Consider the following 19,099-nt stretch of genomic DNA (forward strand, 5'->3'; position numbering starts at 1 on the left):
GGGCGAGAGCGATCACGGATCCAGGACGTGGCGTCAAGGTCAAGTAGCAGACGCTTCGCCGACGAACGCCATCGTTGTGGAGCGCTGGGGCGAAGGAGACCGTGCGCAGGGGATTGGTCCTGGATATCGCCACCCGCCGTCGCCCTAGTCTTGGCGCCATGCCTACGTCGCCCATGATCGCCAGAGCGACGAGTGGCTATCTGGGTGCCGATGAGATCCTGCAGAGCAGCCATCCGGCGATCGCCGCCTTGGCCCAAGAGCTGCGAGGGCAGCACGCGAACGATCCCGACTTTGCACGCGCCGCCTTCGAGTGGGTGCGGGACGAGGTTGCGCACTCGTTCGACGTCCAAGACTCGCGAGTCACCCTGACTGCGACGGAGGTGCTTGATCAGCGGGTCGGCCTCTGCTATGCGAAGTCCCATCTGCTGGTGGCGCTGCTCCGGAATCAAGGGATCCCAGCGGGACTGTGCTACCAGCGACTCGGCGGTCCGGCGGAAGGCTACGTCGTGCACGGACTGGTCGCTCTCCACCTCGATGGCGACTGGCATCGTCAGGACCCCCGCGGCAACAAGCCGGGTGTCGACGCGCAGTTCTCGCTCGGCGTGGAGCGGCTTGCCTGGCCGGTCGACGAGACCCGTGGAGAGCTGGACTACCAGGTCATCTACGAGTCGCCGGCCGCCGAGGTGGTGGACGCGCTGCGCATGGCGGACGACATCCTCAGGTGCGCCTTGCCGGCGGAGTTGCCGGTCAGCTCCTCCCGTTGCCAAACCTGAGGCCACCCGCCATAATCGAATATATGAGCGGTTCGAGCTATTTGCCTCCCGGTTGGCCACCTCAGGTACGTCCGCCCGGCACGCCGGGCTGGGAGCGGACCGCGACCGGCTACCTGCTCGACTGCTGTCCACCCGAGTTCCGGGGCTACCCGGTGCTGCGCCGCCATCCGGTCGTGCTGGCCCGGTTTGCCGCTCGCTATGTCGCCGGGCAGTGTGAGACGGCGCAGGACGGTCTCGCCGAGATCCGGACCGGCCTGCCGCGCAGCGTGCCGCCCGAGGTCGTCACCGAGGCGGTTGAGGCCTGGCTGGAGCAGGCGGCACATCTGCTGCGGGTGCGGCGTTCGGTGAGACTGGTGGAGGATGCGTTGCGCGGGAAGGAGTTCGTCGCACAGCTGTGACACCCTCGCGGATGCCGAGGTCGCGCCCAGAGCGATCGGTTGACACGTAAACTCGCCTCCATGCCCCCCGCGCCCAAGGCCGGCGGTTCGCAGCATGCGCCGTACGGATTGCTCCGGACCGTCAACGACCCCGCTGATCTGCGCCGGCTGAGTCCCGACCAGCTGTCGGAGTTGGCCGCCGAGATCCGCGCCTTCCTGATCGACCACGTCTCGCAGACCGGTGGGCATCTGGGCCCCAACCTCGGCGTCGTCGAGTTGACCATCGCGATCCACCGCGTCTTCGACTCCCCGCGGGATCCGATCATCTTCGACACCGGTCACCAGAGCTATGTCCACAAGATCGTGACCGGTCGGCAGGCAGGGTTCCCCGATCTGCGGCAGAAGGGCGGGCTCTCCGGCTATCCGAGCAGGGCCGAGTCCGAGCACGACTGGGTGGAGAACTCCCATGCGTCGACCTCGCTCTCGTACGCAGCCGGCATGGCTCGCGGATTGCAGTTGCAGCGCAAGCCGGGCACCGTGGTGGCTGTCGTGGGTGACGGTGCGCTGACCGGTGGCATGGCCTGGGAGGCGCTCAACAACATTGCCGCCGACGAGGATCTGCCGCTGATCATCGTGGTCAACGACAACGGCCGGTCCTACACCCCGACGGTGGGCGGTCTCGCCCGACACCTCTCTGGACTGCGCACCAATCCGCGTTATGAGCAGGTGCTGGAACTGGTACGCAGGCACGTCAGTCGTGCGCCGCTGTTCGGCAGGGCCGCCTATGACCTGCTGCATGGCATCAAGGCCGGACTGAAGGACGTCGTCGCTCCGCAAGGGATGTTCTCCGACCTGGGCATGAAGTACGTCGGGCCGGTCGACGGTCATGATGAAGCCGCCGTCGAGAAGGCGCTTCGGCATGCCCGGCAGTACGGCGGCCCGGTCCTGGTGCACTGCCTCACGCGCAAGGGCAACGGCTACCCGGCCGCGGAGAACCACGAAGAGGACCAGTTCCACTCCGTTGGCAAGATCGACGCCAGGACCGGCCAGGCCATCGGTGGACCGGCCTCGATCAAGTGGACCGACGTGTTCGCCGAGGAGCTGCTCAAGCTCGGCGCGGTCGACGAACGGGTGGTGGCCATCAGCGCCGCGATGGTGCATCCGACCGGCCTGAACCGCTTTGCCGCCGCCTTCCCGGACCGGGTGATGGACGTCGGTATCGCCGAGCAGCATGCCACCACCAGCGCGGCCGGGCTGGCGATGGCCGGCATGCACCCGGTGGTCGCGATCTATGCGACCTTCCTCAATCGGGCATTCGATCAGGTGCTGATGGACGTGGCCTTGCACCGCTGCGGGGTGACGTTCGTGCTGGACCGGGCCGGTATCACCGGCCCGGACGGCGCCAGTCACCACGGCATGTGGGATATGTCGATCCTGCAGGTCGTTCCCGGTCTGCAGCTCACCGCGCCCAGGGACGGCACCCGGCTGCGGCAAGCGCTGGCGACCGCCTTGACCATCGTCGATGCGCCGAGCGTGATCCGCTATTCCAATCAGCAGGTGCCGGCCGACCTGGAAGCGGTGGCCAGCGATCGCGGCATCGACATCCTGCTCCGTACCGAGCTGCAGCCCAGAGTCCTGGTGGTCGCGTACGGGCAGATGTGTGGCACCGGCATGGCCGTCGGCCGCCGGCTCTCGGACCAGGGGATCGGCGTGACGGTGGTCGACCCGGTCTGGGCCCTGCCGGTCAACCCCGCCCTGATCGAGCTCGCCGCCCAGCACCAGCTCGTGGTCAGCATCGAGGACAACGACGTGGTCGGCGGCTGCGGCGCCAGACTGGCCCAAGAGCTGCGGTTCGCCGGCGTCGACGTGCCGTTCCGGGAGTTCGGCATCGCGCCGGACTTCCTCGAGCACGGCACCCGCGCCGAACTGTTGGAGCAACTCGGGCTCACCTCGCAGCGGATCGCCCGCTATGCGGTGGAGGCCGTGGTCCGCGGTCCCGAGTCGCAAGCCCGGCGGCAGCCGAACGCATCAATCCAAGGGGACCTTGGTCCTCGGTGACCGGCGAGCCGTGCGCGCCAGCCGGCAGCTCCGCGTAGGGTCGCGATGACCATGAGCAACAAGACTCGAGCCCAACGGCTGCGCCTGGAGCAGGAACGCCTCGCCAAAGAGGCCCAAGAGGCCAGGGAGAAGCGGATCCGCACGATCGTCATGATCAGTGTGGTCGGCGTCGTCGCCCTCGCCCTGGTCGGCGTCGTCGTCTGGACAGTGCTGGGCGCCAAGCGCGGACAGGAACCGGTCGCCGCCGCCCAGATCGCAGAGATCGGTGCCGTCCAGGGCCGTACGCTGGTGGTCGGACAGCAGGACGCACCGGTGACCCTGGACGTCTACCAGGACTACATGTGTCCTTACTGCGGTCAGTTCGAACGGGCCAATCGGGCCGACCTGCAGCAACTCGTCGATGACGGGTCCGCGCGGCTGGTGATCCACCCGCTGGCGTTCCTCGATGCGCAGTCGGCCGGCACCAACTATTCGAGCCGAGCCGCCAACGCCGCCGTGACCGTCGCCCAGTATCAGCCGGACAAGCTGCTGGCGTACAACGCGATCCTCTATGACCGCCAGCCCGCCGAGGGCTCGGAGGGCTTGTCGAACGAGCAGTTGGCCGAGCTCGCTCGCGCGGTCGGCGTGGACGACGCCACCATCCAACGCTTCGGGGCCGACGAGACCACGGCCTTTGTGGCCTGGCTGACCGACGCAGCCTTCAGGAATGACGGGATCAAGGGCACCCCTACCGTCAAGATCAACGGCAAGATCTTCGGTGGCGACCTGTATTCGGCCGGCCCGCTGAAGGCAGCAGTCCTGGACGCCAAGGGCTCGTGACCGATCTCCTCGACCGGATCCACCAGCTCCGGCAGGACAATCGGTGGATCTTCTCCACCATGCTGTTCTCGGCCTGCCTGAGTCTGCTCGCCTCGTTCGTGCTCTCGGCCGACGCAGTCACCCTAGCGGCGGATCCAGATGCCGCGCTGTCCTGCAACCTCAACACGGTGCTCAGCTGCGGCACGGTGGGGACGTCGTGGCAGGCGAGTCTGTTCGGATTCCCGAACGCGTTCCTCGGGCTCGCGGCGGAGCCGGTCGTGATCACGATCGCGGTGGCCAGCCTGGCCGGCGTCGTCTTCCCTCGTGGCTTCATGCTGGCTGCTCAGCTCGTCTACACGATCGGCTTCGTCTTCGCCTACTGGCTCTTCTTTCAAGCCATGTTCGGCATTGGCGCCTTGTGCCCGTGGTGCCTGCTGGTGACCCTGTCCACCACCTTGGTGTTCACCTCGCTGACCCACGTCAACATCCGCGACGACAACCTGTTCCTGCCGATGCCGGTGAGCAGCGCTCTCCAGGCCGGTCTGCGGATGGGACTCGACGTCCTGGTGGTCACCATCTGGCTCGCTGCGGTCGTCGCTTTGATCTTCTGGAAGTACGGCGCTGCGCTGCTCGCCTGAGGCGCTTTCGGGGCCTAGGCTTACAGACGCGTTTGGCTCAGGTTTAACTTACCCTCAGGATCGGAGCGACACATGGGTGTGATGCGGACGAAGAGCATCGAGCAGTCGATTGCGGACACAGATGAACCGGAATACCAGCTCAAGAAGAGCCTGACGGCGCTCGACCTCACGGTCTTCGGCGTTGGCGTGATCATCGGTGCCGGCATCTTCACGTTGACCGGACGCGCGGCAAGCACTCTGGCCGGGCCGGCCATCGTGCTGAGCTTCGTGATCTCGGCCGTGGCCTGCGGACTGGCCGCCCTCTGCTATGCGGAGTTCGCCTCGACCGTGCCGGTGTCCGGTTCGGCGTACACGTTCTCCTATGCCAGTCTCGGCGAGATCATCGCCTGGATCATCGGCTGGGACCTGCTGCTCGAACTGATGCTGGGCGCCAGCGTGGTGGCGCAGGGCTGGAGCACGTACGCGGTGGTCTTCCTCGACAACCTAGGGATCCCCTGGCCGGAGTCGATAGGCCCCGGCGGCAGCGTCGACGTGCTGGCCATGCTGCTGGTCGCCGTGCTAGCCACCCTGGTCACCATCGGCATCAAGGAGTCGATGCGGGTCAACATGGTGCTGGTCGGGGTCAAGCTGTTCGTGGTGCTGTTCGTGGTCTTCGCCGGCATCGGGTTCATCAACCCGGCCAACTACAGCCCGTTCATCCCGCCGGCGGCCTCGACCGCGGCCGAAGGCGGTGCCGAAGCCGCCTGGTACCTGCAGCCGCTGATCCAGGCATTGCTGGGCTGGGAGCCGAGCGCGTTCGGCATCGGCGGCATCTTCGCCGGCGCGGCCCTGGTGTTCTTCGCCTACATCGGTTTCGACGTGGTGGCCACCACGGCGGAGGAGGCCAAGAACCCGCAGCGCGACCTGCCGATCGGCATCATCGGCTCACTGATCATCTGCACGATCCTGTACGCCGCGGTCTCGCTGGTCATCACCGGCATGGTCAAGTACACCGACATCGATCCCAAGGCTGCGTTGGCGAACGCGTTCGTCTCGCTCGGCCACCCCGGGTACGCGACCTTGATCTCGGCAGGCGCCGTCGCCGGTCTGACCACGGTGGTCCTGACGTTGATGATCGGGGCCAGCCGGGTGCTGTTCGCGATGTCCCGGGATCACCTGATGCCGCCCAAACTGAGCAAGGTCCACCCGAAGTTCCAGACGCCGTGGGTGATCACGCTGACGATCGGCGTCATCGTCATGCTGGTCGCCGGCCTGACCCCGATCGGCAAACTCGAGGAGATGGTGAACATCGGGACGCTGACCGCGTTCATCCTGGTGTCCATCGGCGTGGTCGTGCTCCGCAGGACCCGTCCCGACCTGCCGCGTGCCTTCCGGGTTCCGCTCGTACCGGTGCTGCCGATCGCCTCGGCGGCGATCTGCCTGTGGCTCACGCTCAACCTGTCGATCGAGACTTGGTTCCGGTTCCTGATCTGGATGGCGATCGGCTTCGCGATCTACTTCCTGTACGGCTACAAGCGCTCCCGGCTCGCGACGGGCGAAACCCTGCACGACATGGCCCACAAGAACGACGGCCAGAAGTAGCGCTTGGTCGAAATGAGTGCGCACTCACTGGTGCGCCAGGGTGGCTTCGACCGCGTTGAAGCCACCACAGCGCACCAGTGGGTGAGTACTCACTCGAACATCGCACGCCATTCCGCACCGAAGACCGGCGCCGGACCCTCGTAACCGCGTGACACCAGTGCGGCGTGCACGCGGCGTACGACATCCCGAGGCCGACGCAGGTGCTCCTTGGAGACGCGGATAGCAAGCACGCCCGAGGCGTTGAGTTCCTCGAATCGCAGGAGGTCGCCGCCGTAGGTCTTCGCATCCGTCCGATGATGATCGCCTTCGTACTCCACGGCGATGTTCCATGCTCGCAAGTAGAGGTCAACCCGGCCGATGAAGAACCACTCGTCGCCGAGATTGACGTTGCATTCCGGCTCCGGCAGACCAGCGAGCACGATCGCGAGCCGAAGTCTGGTCTCCCGTGGTGACTCCGCTCCCTTCCGCACGAGTTCGCCGGCGCGGCGAGCACGGCGACAATTGCGACCGGTCGCAGCTGCCAACCCGTTCCGCACCTGCTCGTACGTCGCCAGCTTCGCTTGGATCATCCAGTCGCCGGCGATAACCAGGTCGAGCAGATTGAGTTCAACTTTGGCGGTGACGAGAGCTGCTACGGGAGCTACCACCGAGCCGCGTCGTTCTGGCAGCCGCTCGACCCGTCGGACCCGGACCTCGGCGCGCTTCGACTGGTGTGCGGCGGTCGTCACGTACCGGTACGGCGCGGCCTCGCCCACCTCGATTCCCCAGTAGCGAAGCGCAGTCACACCGTCGACCAGCGTGTCGGGTGGCAGCAGAGTGAGCCAGGCAGCAAGGGTCTTGACCAGCGTGGGCTCGACGGACGCGTCGACGTACACCCCAGGGACGAGCCTCTGCACGCTCGGCCCTCGCAGCATGTTCGGTGTGACCTTGCAATCGAGTGCGACTGCACGAGTGAACGCGCGCCCGATCAGCTCGGTTGGCAACCGACGTCGGCGGGCGGGCATTCGCCTACTTTGGCAGTGCCAGGGCACCTCAGCCAGGGTTTTGCGACAACGGACAACACCATCGGCAAACGGACAACACCCTGCGAAATGAGTACTCACTCACTGGTGCGCCAGGGTTGCTTCGATTGACTTGAAGCCACCACAGCGCACCAGTGGGTGTACGGCTCGCTCTGAGTATGCCGCTCAGGGCAGGGTGGCGACGCCCTTGGGCAGGAACCGGCGACCCAGCACCCGTTCGCTGACGCCGGTTCGATCCAGGTACGGGGTGATGCCGCCCAGCGGGAAGGGCCAGCCGGCACCGAGGATCAGGCACAGGTCGATGTCCATCGGGGCGGCGACCACGCCCTCGGCGAGCATCAGCCCGATCTCTTCGGCGAGGGCCTCCTCGACTTTCGTACGCAGCTCGTCGGCCGTGCTGGGATGATCGCCGGCGGTCAGCAGTGCCCGAGTCTCGTCGGAGACGTACGGCTTGCCCTCGGGGGTGAGGTCATAGACACCGGGCTTCTTTGCTGCGACCAGCGCCTCCAGATTCGCCGAGACCGGGTAGCGGTCGCCGAAGGCGGCATGGAGCGTCTCCGTGACATGCAGCGCGACCGCAGGTCCGACCAGCTGCAGCAGCACGAATGGTGGCATCGGCAGCCCCAACGGACGCAGCGCGGCATCGGCCACCTCGATCGGAGTGCCGTCATCGACCGCCTTGGTGATCACCGCAGTCGTCCGGATCAGCAGCCGGTTGACCACGAACGCGGGCGCGTCCTGCACCAGCACGGCGTTCTTCTTCAGCGACTTCGCCACGCCGAGCGCGGTGGCTGCCGTCTCGTCGTCGGTCGCCGTGCCGCGGATCACCTCCAACAGCGGCAGCACCGCCACCGGATTGAAGAAGTGGAAGCCGATCACTCGTTCGGGATGCTCGAGATCGGCCGCCATCTGCGTCACCGACAGGGAAGAGGTGTTGGTGGCCAGCACGCACTCGGGCGAGACGTGCTTCTCCAGCGAGGCGAACACCTCCTTCTTGACCGCCAGCTCCTCGAACACCGCCTCGATCACGAAGTCACAGTCGGCGTAGTCGGCATGCTCGGTGGTGCCGCTGAGCAGGGCGCGATAGCGGTTGACCTGGTCGGGCTTGATCCGCTTCTTGGCCAGCAGTTTGTCCAGCTCGGCATGGACGTAGCCGATGCCCTTCGCTACCCGCTCTTCATCCAGATCGGAGATCACCACCGGCACCTCCAGCCGGCGCAAGAAGAGCAAGGCGAGCTGGCTGGCCATCAGCCCCGCGCCGACCACGCCGACCTTGGTGACCGGCCGAGCCAACCAGGACTCCGGCGCGCCGGCGGGCTTCTTGGCTCGACGCTGCACCAGGTCGAACGCGTACAGACTGGCGCGCAGCTCCTGGCTCATGATCAGGTCGGCCAGTCCGGCATCCTCACCGGCGTACGCGGTCGCCCGGTCGGCGGTCTTGGCTGCGGCGATGCAGTCCAGCGCGCGATAGGGCGCCGGGGCCGCTCCGGAGGTCTTCTGATCGGCGAATCGTCTCCCGCGCCTGACCGCGGCCTCCCAGCCCTCGCCCCGATCGATCTCGGGACGATCGACGGTGATCTCGCCGGCCACCACCCGGCCGGCCCAGTCGAGCGAGTCGGCCAGGAAATCGGCACCGTCGAACATCGCGTCGGCGATCCCGAGCTGAGCCACCTGCGGACCGACCAGCATCTTGTTCTGCGACAGGGCGTTCTCGATGATCACTTGGACGGCCCGGTCGGCGCCGATCAGGTTGGGCAGCAGGTACGTGCCGCCCCAGCCCGGCAGCAGCCCCAGGAAACACTCCGGCAGCGCGATGCCGGCGGCGGCCTTCGAGACGGTGCGATAGTCAGCATGCAGGGCGATCTCCAGCCCGCCGCCCAGCGCCATCCCGTTGATGAACGCGAACGTCGGCACCGGCGCAGTGTGCAGCTTGTCGAACACGGCATGGCCGAGCTGGGCGATCTGCACCGCCTGATCGCGACCGGTCAGTCCGCCGAGCGCCTTCAGGTCGGCACCGGCGGCCAGGATGAACGGCTTGCCGGTGATCGCGATGGCGGCGACATCGTCCCTGGCCAGCGCCGCATTGAGGGCCTCGTTGTAGAGACTCAGACTGCGCGGCCCGAGGGTGTTCGGCTTGGTGTGGTCCTCGCCGTTGTCCAGCGTGATCAGCACCGCTGTCTGGCCGGTGTGGGGGAGCGCGATGTCTCGGCTGAGGAAGCTGGTGACCCGCTCGTCCGGAGTCAGCGCGGACGCCTCGGCCAGCAGGGCCTGGAGCTCGTCCTCGGGCATCAGCGGTTGCACGGCTGGCTTGTTCACTTGTCTGCTCCCTCGGTGTGGTGCGGGTTCTCCCAGATGAGCGTGCCACCCATCCCGAGCCCGATGCACATCGTGGTCAGGCCGTAGCGAATCTCCGGGTGCTCGCGGAACTGCCGCGCCAGATGGATCATCAGCCGCACGCCGGAGCTGGCCAGCGGGTGCCCGAGGGCGATCGCACCTCCGTACGGATTGATCCGGTCGCTGGCAGGATCCAGTCCGAAGTGGTCGAGGAAGGCGAGCACCTGGACGGCGAATGCTTCGTTGATCTCGATGGCACCGATATCGGACATTTCCAGGCCCGCGCTGCGGAGCGCCTTCTCGGTGGAGGGAATCGGACCGACCCCCATTACCTCGGGCTCGACGCCGGCGAACCCGTACGACACCAGCCGCATGGCCGCAGGCAGACCCAGCTCTTCGGCGACGGATTCGGCGGCCAGCAGACAGGCGGTGGCGCCGTCATTGAGCCCGGCGGCATTGCCGGCCGTGACCCGGCCGTGGGAGCGGAACGGCGTACGCAGCTGGGCCAGTGCCTCGACCGTGGTTCCTGGCCGGGGTGGCTCATCGGCGGTGGCCAGACCCCAACCCAGCTCGGCGGAGCGGGTGGCGATCGGGACCAGCGACTCCTGGATGACGCCTTGGGCGTACGCCGAGGCGACCCGCTGCTGGCTCTGGGCCGCGAACTCGTCGGCCCGCTGGCGACTGATGCCGGGGAAGCGGTCGTGCAGGTTCTCTGCGGTCGAGCCCATCACCAGGGCGGACGGATCGACCAGCCGCTCCGCCACGATCCGTGGGTTGGGGTCGATACCCTCTCCCATCGGGTGCCGGCCCATGTGCTCGACCCCGCCGGCGATCGTCACGTCGTACGCACCGAAGGCGATGCCTGAAGCCGTGGTGGTGACGGCGGTCATCGCCCCGGCGCACATCCGGTCGATGGCATACCCGGGCACCGACCGCGGCAGTCCCGCGAGCAACGCGGCCGTGCGGCCGATGGTCAGGCCCTGGTCGCCGGTCTGGGTGGTGGCGGCGATGGCCACTTCGTCCACCCGTTCCGGCGGCAACTCGGGGTGGCGGCGGAGCAGTGCACGGATGCAGCTGACCACGAGGTCGTCGGCTCGGGTCTCGCTGTAGAGCGACCCGGCCTTTCCGAACGGGGTACGGACGCCGTCGACGAAGACGACATCCCGGGACTGGCGAGGCATGAGCCACATATTACTCGCGAGTAACAACGGCTGCACCTCTTGGGTCTCGCGAGTTACCGATATATCGTCGAGTATCGACAACACTCGTGAACTACTGGTGAAGGGAACGGCAATGGGCGCATATGCGATGGGTGCTCCGTGGCTCCGATTCGGGTTCGACTGCGGCGACGGAGAGCTGGAGCAGCGGCTGCGGGAACGCTGGGCCGAGATGACGGGGAAGGCGCGCACCGGTCGCCGCGGCGGCCCACCCTGGGCCGGGTTCGGACCGGGCTTCGGGGGACCGGGTGGACCTGGTTTCGGCGGGCCTGGTTTCGGTGGGCCGCCCTGGATGCGGGGCATGCGTGGACCGAAGGCCCGACGGGGTGACGTTCGGGCGGCGATCCTCTCGGTGTTGTCCGATCAGCCACGCAACGGCTACCAGGTGATCCAGGAGATCGCCGAGCGGACCGGCGGCGCCTGGAAGCCCAGCCCGGGCTCGATCTACCCAACGCTGCAGCAGCTGGAGGACGAAGGGCTGGTCGAGCAGACCACCGAGGGTGGGCGGAAGGCGTACGCGCTGACCGAGGACGGCCGGACGTACGTGGCGAATCATCCCGACGAGATGGCCGCGCCGTGGGCTGCGCTCTCCGACACCGAGACCGACGGCGACATCCGCCCGATGATCGGCCAGGTCGCTGCGGCGATGTGGCAGGTGATGGCGGTCGGCACGCCCGAGCAGCAGGCTGCGGCGAAAGAGGCGATCGTCGAGCTGCGTAAGACGCTCTACGGAATCCTGGCCGACGGTGTCGAGCCGGACGGCAACGAGTCCGACCGGACCGCGTTCGATCGAGCTCAGCGATGAGACGGGGCTGGCAGCCGGGCCCACCCCCTCCACCGCCGCAGCTGCAGATGTGGTGGTGGGGAGCCGGCCCGCAGCGTCCTGCCGATCTGCCGGCCACGACTTCAGTGGCAGCGACTCCGGCGGCACCGGCGACACCGGTACGGATCGGTGATGCGGAGCGGGACCAGGCCGTCTCCGACCTCGGTGACCACTTCGCGGCGGGCCGGTTGACCCGCGAGGAGTTCGACGAGCGGGCGGATCAGGCCATCCAGGCCAGGTTCAGCACCGACCTGGAGCCGTTGTTTGCGGACCTGCCGAAGTCGTCGCCGGTCGAGTCGGCACCCGCGACGGCACCGGCGAAGGTTGGCGGACCGCCGCCTTGGGCGTACGCGATGTGGCTGTTGCCGTTCGTGCTGGTCGCGGCGATCGCTGGATCGATCCTGCTGCATGCGCCGTTCCTGCTGTGGGTGCTGGTCTGGTTCGTGGTGATGGGCAAGATCACTCAGCACCGGCGGCGGCACGCGCGGCGATAGCATGGGCCCGCTCGCGACGATGACGTGCGTTCACCGGCTACGTCGTCACTCTTCGTGAAGGCAGAAAAGCGCCGCCTTCACTCATCACTCCTCCGCACGCCGGGCACGTCATCTTCCCGCTCACGGGCCTAGTGCCTCGGTAAGCCCGGGCACGGTCAGTCGGCGCTGCCACTCGCGGGCCCCGAGTTGGGCCAGGGCAGCGTCGACTGACTCCTCGGTGAGCGGTGCGGGCGGGGACCAGGCAAGCCGGCGTACGTGGTCTGGCGTGAGCAGGTTCTCCATCGGCAGCTCATATTGCTGGGCGACGGCACCGAGCACCTCGCGGACCCGGGTCAACCGCTTGGCGGCGACCGGATCCTTGGACGCCCACATCCGCGCCTGCGGCGGGCCCACGCTGGGGATGTGCATGGGCGGCAACTCGGCGTCCCGCAGGGTTGCCACGTGTTGCAGTCCGGCCAACCATTCGGGCAGATAGCGCCGGGCCTGGCGGCGCTGGAAACCCGGGATCTGATGGAGCGTCGACCGGTCGGGCCGCTCGGCGGATGCCAGCTCGGCGATCGCCACGTCGGGCAGGATCCTCGACGGTGCTCGGTCGGTGTCGCGGGCGATCTCGTCCCGGATCTGCCACAGCTCGGCGACGTACGCCAGTCCGCGGCGGGTCCGGACCCGGTGAATACCCGAGGTACGCCGCCACGGGTCCGTTCGTCGTTCGATCGGTGCTCCGGCGCCTGCGGCGAGGGCAGCGAACTCCTCGGCGGCCCAGGCGTCCTTGCCTGCCGCCACCAGCTGATCGGCAAGCCGATCGCGCAACTCCACGAGCAACTCGACGTCTAACGCCGCATAGGTGAGCCACTCGGCCGGCAAAGGTCTGGTGGACCAGTCCGCGGCCGAGTGCTCCTTCAGAAGCCGAACACCCAGCAGCTCGGTGAGCATGGTGCCGAGGGCGACCCGCGGATAGTTCAGCAGCCGAGCAGCCAGCTCGGTGTCGAACAGGTGCAGGGGAGTCATCCCGATCTCGGCAAGGCAGGGGAGATCCTGGCTGGCGGCGTGGATGATCCACTCGGTGTTGGAGATCGCCGCGCCGAGCTCGGCCAACGCCGGGGTGTCGTCGAAGGCGATCGGGTCGATCAGGTGCGTGCCTGCTCCGGTGCGCCGGAGCTGGATCAGATAGGCGCGCTGGGAGTAGCGGAAACCATGCGCACGCTCGGCATCGATGGCGATCGGTCCGGTGCCGGCCCGGAGGGCAGCGATGGTCTCCTGGAGACAGCCTGGGGTGTCCTCGATATCGGGCGTGCCCTCGGCTGGGGCGACAAGCAGCCGAGCGTCAGCATCGAGCTGGGCTGTCGTGGGCTGGTCGGTCACCGTCTCCGTGGGCTTCGATTCTGGCTCTTGTGGGCAAGTCGCCGGGCAGGCATGGCGACCACGCCGGCCGGCAGCGGGGGGAGCCCCGCCGTCGTACACAGTAGTTCACCCCAGGCCTGCACGTGCGCGGTAAGGCCATAACCGTCGGCAAGCAGCGGCGTCCAGGACGCTCGGACCTCGACCTCTGCGTTCGGATCCTCGTCGGCCATGCCGCCGAACGACTCGCTCGACACCGAGGTGACGGTGCCGCTCGGGGCTGCATATTCTGCGCCGTGACCGTCGAGCGCGTCGATCAGCCAGGACCAGCCGACGCGGGCCAGCAGCGGGTCGGTCACCATCTCCGGCTCGACCGAGGCGCGGGCGAAGGTGACGCAACGGAAGGTGCCCTGCCAGGCGGCGTTCCCGGCCGGATCGTGCAAGAGGACGAGCCGACCGGTGCCGACGTCCTCGCCGCCGACCAGCACATCGGCGCTCACCGCGACCGCGAACGGTGCGATCTTCTGTGGCGCAGGTATCTCCTCGACCGCGAGCTCAGGCCGCCATGCGGCGTTGAGCAGGTCGTGGGCGGCCCGTTGGAATGGGGTGGGGACCGCGGCCACGTCGGAGTTGGCTGCCACCCGTCGAGCCTAGATCGCCCGACTGACAGTCCGGGGTTCGACGCGCCGAGAGCCGGTCTGCTGTCCACATGGAAAGATCGGCGCCGTGTCCGCACCCACCGTCGAGAGTCCTTTCCTGGCCACCTGTCGGCAACAGAGCGACGACCGGGTGCCGGTCTGGTTCATGCGGCAGGCCGGTCGGTCGCTGCCGGAATACCGGCAGGTCCGCGCCGGGATCTCGATGCTGGACAGTTGTGCCCGGCCCGAACTGGTCACCGAGATCACCCTGCAGCCGGTCCGGCGGTATGGCGTCGATGCCGCCATCTTCTATTCCGACATCATGGTCCCGCTGAAGGCTGCCGGCATCGAGCTCGACATCGTGCCCGGCACCGGGCCGGTGATCGCGGAGCCGATCCGCTCCGCGGCCGACGTGCAACGGATCCGCCCATTGACGGTCGAGCAGCTGCCGTACGTGACCGAGGCGGTCCGGCTGCTGGTCGCCGAGTTGGGGGAGACCCCGCTGATCGGGTTCGCGGGCGCGCCGTTCACCCTGGCCAGCTATCTGGTCGAAGGCGGGCCGAGCAAGGACTACGCGAAGACCAAGGCACTGATGGTGTCGGAGCCGGAGGTGTGGCACGACCTCTGCAGCCGACTGGCGCAGATCTCGGCGACCTTCCTCACCGCCCAGGTCACCGCCGGGGCCCGGGCGGTCCAGCTGTTCGACTCGTGGGTGGGCAGCCTGAGCGCGGCCGACTACCGAGCCTCGGTGCTGCCGCACTCCGCCGAGGTGCTGGAGACGATCGGGCAGTACCGCGTACCGCGGATCCACTTCGGGGTCGGCACCGGTGAGCTGCTGACCCTGATGGGGACGGCCGGTGCGGAGGTGGTCGGGGTGGACTGGCGGATCCCGCTGGACGAGGCGTCGGCCAGACTGGGACATCGCTATGCGGTGCAGGGCAATCTGGATCCGGCGCTGTTGGGCGCGCCGTGGCCGGTGGTCGCCGAGCGTACCCGCGCGGTGATCGCTGCCGGCGCCGCAGCTCCGGGGCACATCTTCAATCTCGGACACGGGGTGCCGCCGGGCACGGATCCCGCTGTCCTGGAGCGGATCGTCGACCTCGTCCACGACGAGGGCCCAGAGATCCGCCGCGCCGTCGAGTGACTGAACAACGGATGACCAGACGACAGGTGACTGGCAGGCCGGTGACCAGACGGCAGCCGGAGGTCGTCGTGGTCGGCGCCGGTATCGCCGGACTGGCCGCGGCACGACGACTGTCGGCTGCCGGTCATCGGGTTCTGCTGCTGGAGGGCTCGCCGCGGCTGGGTGGCAAGCTGGCCGCCAGCCAGCTGGCGGCCGGGCTGCGGGTCGACGTCGGAGCGGAGTCGATCCTCGTCCGCCGACCGGAGGCTCCGGCGCTGATCTCCTCGCTCGGCCTGGATGCGCAGCTGGTGCATCCCACCGAGGCAAAGCCGCGGGTCTATGTCGACGGGCAGGCGGTGGGCCTGCCGCCCTCGGTCATGGGCGTGCCGGGGGAACTCGACGTGTTGTCCAACCTGCTCAGTCCGGCCGGCTTCGCCCGAGCGCTGCGTGAGCCCTCGGTTCCCGCGCCACCGTTGCCGGCCGATCTTGCGATCGGTGAGTTGGTCGACGAGCGGTTCGGGCCGGAGGTGACCGACCGGCTGCTGGAGCCCCTGCTGGGCGGGGTGTACGCAGGTCATGCGCGTCGCCTGTCGTTCGCGGCGGTCAACCCGACACTGTTCGAGCGGGCGCGCTCCGGCGGTTCGCTGAGCGGTCATGCCGCCGCCAGCCGACGACCGGGGGAGGGACCGGTGTTCGGTGGGTTGTCGGGAGGCATCGCCGGGCTGGTGGACGCGCTGGCCACCGAGTTGCAGGCGCGCGGGGTCGAGATCCGACATTCGCCGGCGAGGGCATTGGTGCCAGTGAGCGGCGGTTATCGACTCACGATCGGATCCACCCGGGACGCGCAGGAGATCACGGCGCCGGCGGTGGTGCTGGCGACACCCGCGAAGCCGACTGCTCGGCTGCTGGCCGGGGTGGTCGACTCGGCGGCCTGGCTCGGTCGGATTCCCTACGCGTCGATGGCCGTGGTCGCGCTGGCCGTGCGGGGTGTCGAGCCAGTGGGTTCCGGGCTGCTTGTTCCGCCCGGCGAACTGCCCACGATCAAGGCGGTCACCCATTCCTCTGTCAAATGGCGTTGGGTCGCCGAGTCGGCCGAGCGGGCGCTCGGTCCCGGGGTGCAGATCATCCGGGCGAGTGTCGGCAGGCAGGGCGAGGAGCGGCTGCTGCAACTCGGCGACCGTGAGCTGACCGATCGGACGGTGGCGGAGCTGCGTAGCCTGCCGGATTGGTCCGGACTGGAGGTCGCGGCGAGCACGGTGCAGCGCTGGGGCGGCGGCCTGCCGCAGTACGAAGTCGGCCATCGCGACCAGGTGGCACGGCTGTATGAGGAGCTGACGTCCTGGTCCGGGCTGGCGGTGTGCGGCGCGGCGTACGACGGTGTCGGGATCGCCGCCTGCCTGGGCTCGGCCGACGTGGCCGCGAGCAAGATCACAGCCGACCTGTGTGCCGAAGCCGACGAAGGAACGATAGGAAGGAAGGCATGAAGGCGCGCGAGATCAACAACACCATCCGATACACGATGTGGTCGGTGTTCCGCTACGACCGGTCGCAGCAATCACTGAGCGGGTCGCCTGTGGAGATCGCCGAGTCGGCATGGTCGGCGGTCAACGAAGCGACCGAGGGCGGTGACCTGACGATCCGCGGCTGGTATGACGTTGCAGGTTTGCGGGCCGACGCCGACCTGATGGTGTGGTGGCATGCGCCCACCTCGGAGACGCTGCAGGACGCCTATCACGCGCTGCGCCGCTCGGACCTCGGCCAGCGCCTGGTGCCGGTCTGGTCCCAGCTCGCGCTGCACCGGCCGGCCGAGTTCAACAAGGGTCACGTGCCCGCCTTCATGCAGGACGAGGAGGCCAAGGCGCACGTCTGCGTCTACCCGTTCGTGCGCTCGTACGAGTGGTATCTGCTGCCCGACGAAGAGCGCCGCGCGATGCTCGCCGAGCACGGCATGATGGCCCGGCCCTATCCGGACGTCCGCGCCAACACGGTGTCGTCGTTCGCCCTCGGCGACTATGAGTGGATGCTCGCGTTCGAGGCCGACGAACTGCATCGAATCGTCGACCTGATGCGCGCTCTGCGTGCCGCCGCCGCGCGCCGCCACACCCGTGAAGAGGTCCCCTTCTACACAGGCCGGCGCCGGGAGTTGGCGGAGATCGTCGCTTCCTGGTGATTGTGGGAAAGGTTTGGTGTCGGCTTGCCGTTCCAGTCCGGCACCTGCGGCCATGATTCCGGATCGCTGAGAATCTCTCGGATCGCATCCTCGAAGCGGTCGATCAACTCGTCGCCGAGTCCGACGCCTTCCCATCATAGAAGGCGACGGCCTGAAGGTACTCTGCGTGAGCCTCGGGATGGTCGTCGGCGACGTACGTCACTTCCGCCGCGCTGCGAGCATGGTGCGCGCCGCCGTGACGGTGTCCTCGTGACTGACCGGCTGAACCTTGCCGTGCTCGATGTCGTCGATACGTCGGCGATATTCTGCACGCCACGCCGCCGCAGCCTGCTCCTGGTCGTCCGACATGTCGTCGTCGTCATCGAGCACACGAAGCAAGGCGTACGCGAGATCTGCAATCTGATCGCGTTTGAGTAGCTTTGCGGTCTCGAGTACCTCCGCCACATCCGGTGCCATGCAGCGAGTGTACGGCTGTGGATGGACGTCAACCAGATCCCCCAGCTACACCTCCACGGAATAGTTGAGCGCGAGGTCGGCGGCGTTCTGGCCGCGGATGCCCCAGTTCACTTGGGGAGTCTCGGTGATGGTGATCTCGACGCTGTGCGGGGCGATACCCACCTCGTCGGCGATCCGGCGGAACAATTCGGCGATCAGCCGGCGTTTGGCTTGCTCGGAACGCCCAGCGAACATCGAGATCTCGATGACGATGTAGTCGGCACCGCGGTCGGGTGGGTAGACGAAGTCCTCGGGCTCCAGACCGACGAACCGGTGGAACCGCTTTTCGGCCGGATAGTCCAGCGCCGACATCACCGCCGCGTGGATCGCATCGGACAAGACGGTCCGGCGCGATTCGAGTTGACCACGCAGACCCCAGACCACGACTTGTGCCACGCTCGCGGAGCCTAGCTCAGCGACGCCACTCGTACGGCGTCGTCGTGGAGACCTTGACCAGTCCGGCCCGCTCCAGGATCGGCCGGGAGAACTCGGTCGAGTCACTCTGGATCAGAGTCTTGCCCAGGCTCAGCGCCGATCGAGCTCGGGCTGCGGTCAGGGCGCGATAGATGCCTTGATGCCGCCATTGCGGCAGGGTTCCCCCGCCCCAGATGCCGGCGAAGTCCGTGCCGGCAACCGGCTCGAGGCGGCCGGCCGACACGATCGCGCCGTCCGCCTCGGCTACCCAGAGCTCCATCCCGTCGTCGAGGGACAGCCGATGCAGCAGCTGCTCGGCCATCTCGTCGGACATGTCCTCGCTCTCGTCGAACACGACGCTCTCCATTGCACACATGGCGCGTACGTCTGACTCACTCGTCACTCGGCGTAGTGACACGCCTGCCGGTAAGGGCGCATCGACCGCCAGCAGTTGGGCCTCGCCGATCATGATCGACTCCGGTTCACCGGCCACGAACCCGTGCCGCACCAGGGCTTCGTGCAGTCCCGGCGCGTGGTCGTGATCGCGGGTCTTCCACTCGACCCGGGCTATCTCGGAGTCGCTGCCGAAGTGCGTGAGGGCCGCGGGGACCAGCCCAGCGATGGCCGTGCCTTCGTCATCGTCGAGTGCCCCGTAGGTGATCCAGCCGCGCCCGCCGAGGTACGTCGCCAGATACAACGGTCCGAGGCGGGTGACAGCGATCGCACTCGCCGCCTCGGTGCGCAGTTGGGCGTCGTAGGCGGCGAGATAGTCGGCAGTGGTGGACATCGGAGCCAGCCTGCCATGC

The 19,099-nt window shown here is 67.8% G+C and carries 19 protein-coding genes; 11 read left to right on the top strand and 8 right to left on the bottom strand.

What is annotated here, in order from left to right:
- The first annotated feature begins 158 nt into the window (after positions 1 to 158).
- The 6 genes from MLP_RS11120 to MLP_RS11145 all read left to right on the top strand — a co-directional run bounded on the left by MLP_RS11120 (position 159) and on the right by MLP_RS11145 (position 6,225).
- The gene (locus MLP_RS11120; RefSeq protein ID WP_041789960.1) at positions 159 to 773 is read left to right on the top strand and encodes a transglutaminase-like domain-containing protein; all 615 of its coding nucleotides are present in this window, start codon (positions 159 to 161) and stop codon (positions 771 to 773) included.
- A 23-nt stretch (positions 774 to 796) separates the two neighbouring features.
- Positions 797 to 1,171 (top strand): hypothetical protein, encoded by a 375-nt coding sequence (locus MLP_RS11125; RefSeq protein WP_013863188.1) that lies wholly within the window; start codon positions 797 to 799, stop codon positions 1,169 to 1,171.
- 60 nt (positions 1,172 to 1,231) lie between these two features.
- Positions 1,232 to 3,208, top strand: a complete 1,977-nt coding sequence (gene dxs / locus MLP_RS11130; protein WP_013863189.1) for a 1-deoxy-D-xylulose-5-phosphate synthase — start codon at positions 1,232 to 1,234, stop codon at positions 3,206 to 3,208.
- A gap of 51 nt (positions 3,209 to 3,259) precedes the next feature.
- Entirely contained in the window at positions 3,260 to 4,027 is a 768-nt protein-coding gene (locus MLP_RS11135) for a DsbA family protein (RefSeq protein ID WP_041789961.1), read from the top strand.
- On the top strand, positions 4,024 to 4,644 hold the full coding sequence (locus MLP_RS11140; protein ID WP_013863191.1) for a vitamin K epoxide reductase family protein: 621 nt from the start codon (positions 4,024 to 4,026) through the stop codon (positions 4,642 to 4,644). Before MLP_RS11135 ends, MLP_RS11140 begins: the two co-directional genes overlap by 4 nt.
- A 72-nt stretch (positions 4,645 to 4,716) precedes the next feature.
- On the top strand, positions 4,717 to 6,225 hold the full coding sequence (locus MLP_RS11145) for an amino acid permease (protein WP_013863192.1): 1,509 nt from the start codon (positions 4,717 to 4,719) through the stop codon (positions 6,223 to 6,225).
- An 89-nt stretch (positions 6,226 to 6,314) separates the two neighbouring features.
- Here MLP_RS11145 and MLP_RS26280 read toward each other — a convergent pair whose 3' ends face one another.
- From MLP_RS26280 to MLP_RS11160, 3 genes are all read right to left on the bottom strand, one after another.
- A complete protein-coding gene (locus MLP_RS26280) occupies positions 6,315 to 7,121 on the bottom strand; it encodes a hypothetical protein (RefSeq protein ID WP_231851453.1) in 807 nt (268 codons plus the stop codon).
- Positions 7,122 to 7,412: 291 nt separating this feature from the next.
- On the bottom strand, positions 7,413 to 9,563 hold the full coding sequence (locus MLP_RS11155; RefSeq protein WP_013863194.1) for a 3-hydroxyacyl-CoA dehydrogenase NAD-binding domain-containing protein: 2,151 nt from the start codon (positions 9,561 to 9,563) through the stop codon (positions 7,413 to 7,415).
- Entirely contained in the window at positions 9,560 to 10,762 is a 1,203-nt protein-coding gene (locus MLP_RS11160; RefSeq protein WP_013863195.1) for a thiolase family protein, read from the bottom strand. Before MLP_RS11160 ends, MLP_RS11155 begins: the two co-directional genes overlap by 4 nt.
- A gap of 112 nt (positions 10,763 to 10,874) precedes the next feature.
- On the opposite strand from MLP_RS11160, the gene MLP_RS11165 reads away from it, so the two are divergent.
- Positions 10,875 to 11,603 (top strand): PadR family transcriptional regulator, encoded by a 729-nt coding sequence (locus MLP_RS11165; protein ID WP_013863196.1) that lies wholly within the window; start codon positions 10,875 to 10,877, stop codon positions 11,601 to 11,603.
- Positions 11,600 to 12,115, top strand: coding sequence for a DUF1707 SHOCT-like domain-containing protein (locus tag MLP_RS11170; protein ID WP_197536546.1), 516 nt, complete (start codon positions 11,600 to 11,602; stop codon positions 12,113 to 12,115). Before MLP_RS11165 ends, MLP_RS11170 begins: the two co-directional genes overlap by 4 nt.
- 120 nt (positions 12,116 to 12,235) lie before the next feature.
- Here MLP_RS11170 and MLP_RS11175 read toward each other — a convergent pair whose 3' ends face one another.
- Together MLP_RS11175 and MLP_RS11180 are read right to left on the bottom strand one after the other, a co-directional pair.
- Positions 12,236 to 13,477, bottom strand: coding sequence for an HRDC domain-containing protein (locus MLP_RS11175; protein WP_013863198.1), 1,242 nt, complete (start codon positions 13,475 to 13,477; stop codon positions 12,236 to 12,238).
- Positions 13,474 to 14,094, bottom strand: coding sequence for a DUF3000 domain-containing protein (locus MLP_RS11180; protein ID WP_013863199.1), 621 nt, complete (start codon positions 14,092 to 14,094; stop codon positions 13,474 to 13,476). The genes MLP_RS11175 and MLP_RS11180 overlap by 4 nt, the downstream gene beginning before the upstream one ends.
- A gap of 85 nt (positions 14,095 to 14,179) precedes the next feature.
- Here MLP_RS11180 and hemE point away from each other — a divergent pair, with 85 nt between their 5' ends.
- Genes hemE through hemQ form a run of 3 tightly spaced genes read left to right on the top strand, consistent with a single transcriptional unit; the run spans position 14,180 to position 17,384 of the window.
- Positions 14,180 to 15,235: a uroporphyrinogen decarboxylase gene (gene hemE / locus MLP_RS11185; RefSeq protein ID WP_013863200.1), complete on the top strand. Its 1,056-nt coding sequence runs from the start codon at positions 14,180 to 14,182 to the stop codon at positions 15,233 to 15,235.
- A gap of 41 nt (positions 15,236 to 15,276) precedes the next feature.
- Complete coding sequence (gene hemG / locus MLP_RS11190; protein ID WP_013863201.1) at positions 15,277 to 16,698, top strand: protoporphyrinogen oxidase; 1,422 nt, start codon at positions 15,277 to 15,279, stop codon at positions 16,696 to 16,698.
- Entirely contained in the window at positions 16,695 to 17,384 is a 690-nt protein-coding gene (hemQ, locus tag MLP_RS11195) for a hydrogen peroxide-dependent heme synthase (protein ID WP_013863202.1), read from the top strand. The genes hemG and hemQ overlap by 4 nt, the downstream gene beginning before the upstream one ends.
- 198 nt (positions 17,385 to 17,582) lie before the next feature.
- Here the strand turns inward: hemQ and MLP_RS11200 are convergent, their stop codons facing one another.
- Genes MLP_RS11200 through MLP_RS11210 form a run of 3 tightly spaced genes read right to left on the bottom strand, consistent with a single transcriptional unit; the run spans position 17,583 to position 19,080 of the window.
- A complete protein-coding gene (locus MLP_RS11200) occupies positions 17,583 to 17,840 on the bottom strand; it encodes an addiction module protein (protein WP_013863204.1) in 258 nt (85 codons plus the stop codon).
- A 45-nt stretch (positions 17,841 to 17,885) separates the two neighbouring features.
- A complete protein-coding gene (locus MLP_RS11205; RefSeq protein WP_041789962.1) occupies positions 17,886 to 18,275 on the bottom strand; it encodes a tautomerase family protein in 390 nt (129 codons plus the stop codon).
- A gap of 16 nt (positions 18,276 to 18,291) precedes the next feature.
- Entirely contained in the window at positions 18,292 to 19,080 is a 789-nt protein-coding gene (locus MLP_RS11210) for a GNAT family N-acetyltransferase (protein WP_013863206.1), read from the bottom strand.
- Between the last annotated feature and the right edge of the window lie 19 nt (positions 19,081 to 19,099).

The sequence above is a fragment of the Microlunatus phosphovorus NM-1 genome (genome assembly GCF_000270245.1).
Classification (GTDB): Bacteria; Actinomycetota; Actinomycetes; order Propionibacteriales; family Propionibacteriaceae; genus Microlunatus; species Microlunatus phosphovorus.

Bases quoted from the DNA above. Each gene is read 5' to 3' on its own strand.
- MLP_RS11120 (WP_041789960.1), top strand. From the start codon at position 159: ATGCCTACGTCGCCCATGATCGCCAGAGCGACGAGTGGCTATCTGGGT.
- MLP_RS11125 (WP_013863188.1), top strand. From the start codon at position 797: ATGAGCGGTTCGAGCTATTTGCCTCCCGGTTGGCCACCTCAGGTACGT.
- dxs (WP_013863189.1), top strand. From the start codon at position 1,232: ATGCCCCCCGCGCCCAAGGCCGGCGGTTCGCAGCATGCGCCGTACGGA.
- MLP_RS11135 (WP_041789961.1), top strand. From the start codon at position 3,260: ATGAGCAACAAGACTCGAGCCCAACGGCTGCGCCTGGAGCAGGAACGC.
- MLP_RS11145 (WP_013863192.1), top strand. From the start codon at position 4,717: ATGGGTGTGATGCGGACGAAGAGCATCGAGCAGTCGATTGCGGACACA.
- MLP_RS11160 (WP_013863195.1), bottom strand. From the start codon at position 10,762: ATGCCTCGCCAGTCCCGGGATGTCGTCTTCGTCGACGGCGTCCGTACC.
- MLP_RS11165 (WP_013863196.1), top strand. From the start codon at position 10,875: ATGGGCGCATATGCGATGGGTGCTCCGTGGCTCCGATTCGGGTTCGAC.
- MLP_RS11170 (WP_197536546.1), top strand. From the start codon at position 11,600: ATGAGACGGGGCTGGCAGCCGGGCCCACCCCCTCCACCGCCGCAGCTG.
- hemQ (WP_013863202.1), top strand. From the start codon at position 16,695: ATGAAGGCGCGCGAGATCAACAACACCATCCGATACACGATGTGGTCG.
- MLP_RS11200 (WP_013863204.1), bottom strand. From the start codon at position 17,840: ATGGCACCGGATGTGGCGGAGGTACTCGAGACCGCAAAGCTACTCAAA.
- MLP_RS11210 (WP_013863206.1), bottom strand. From the start codon at position 19,080: ATGTCCACCACTGCCGACTATCTCGCCGCCTACGACGCCCAACTGCGC.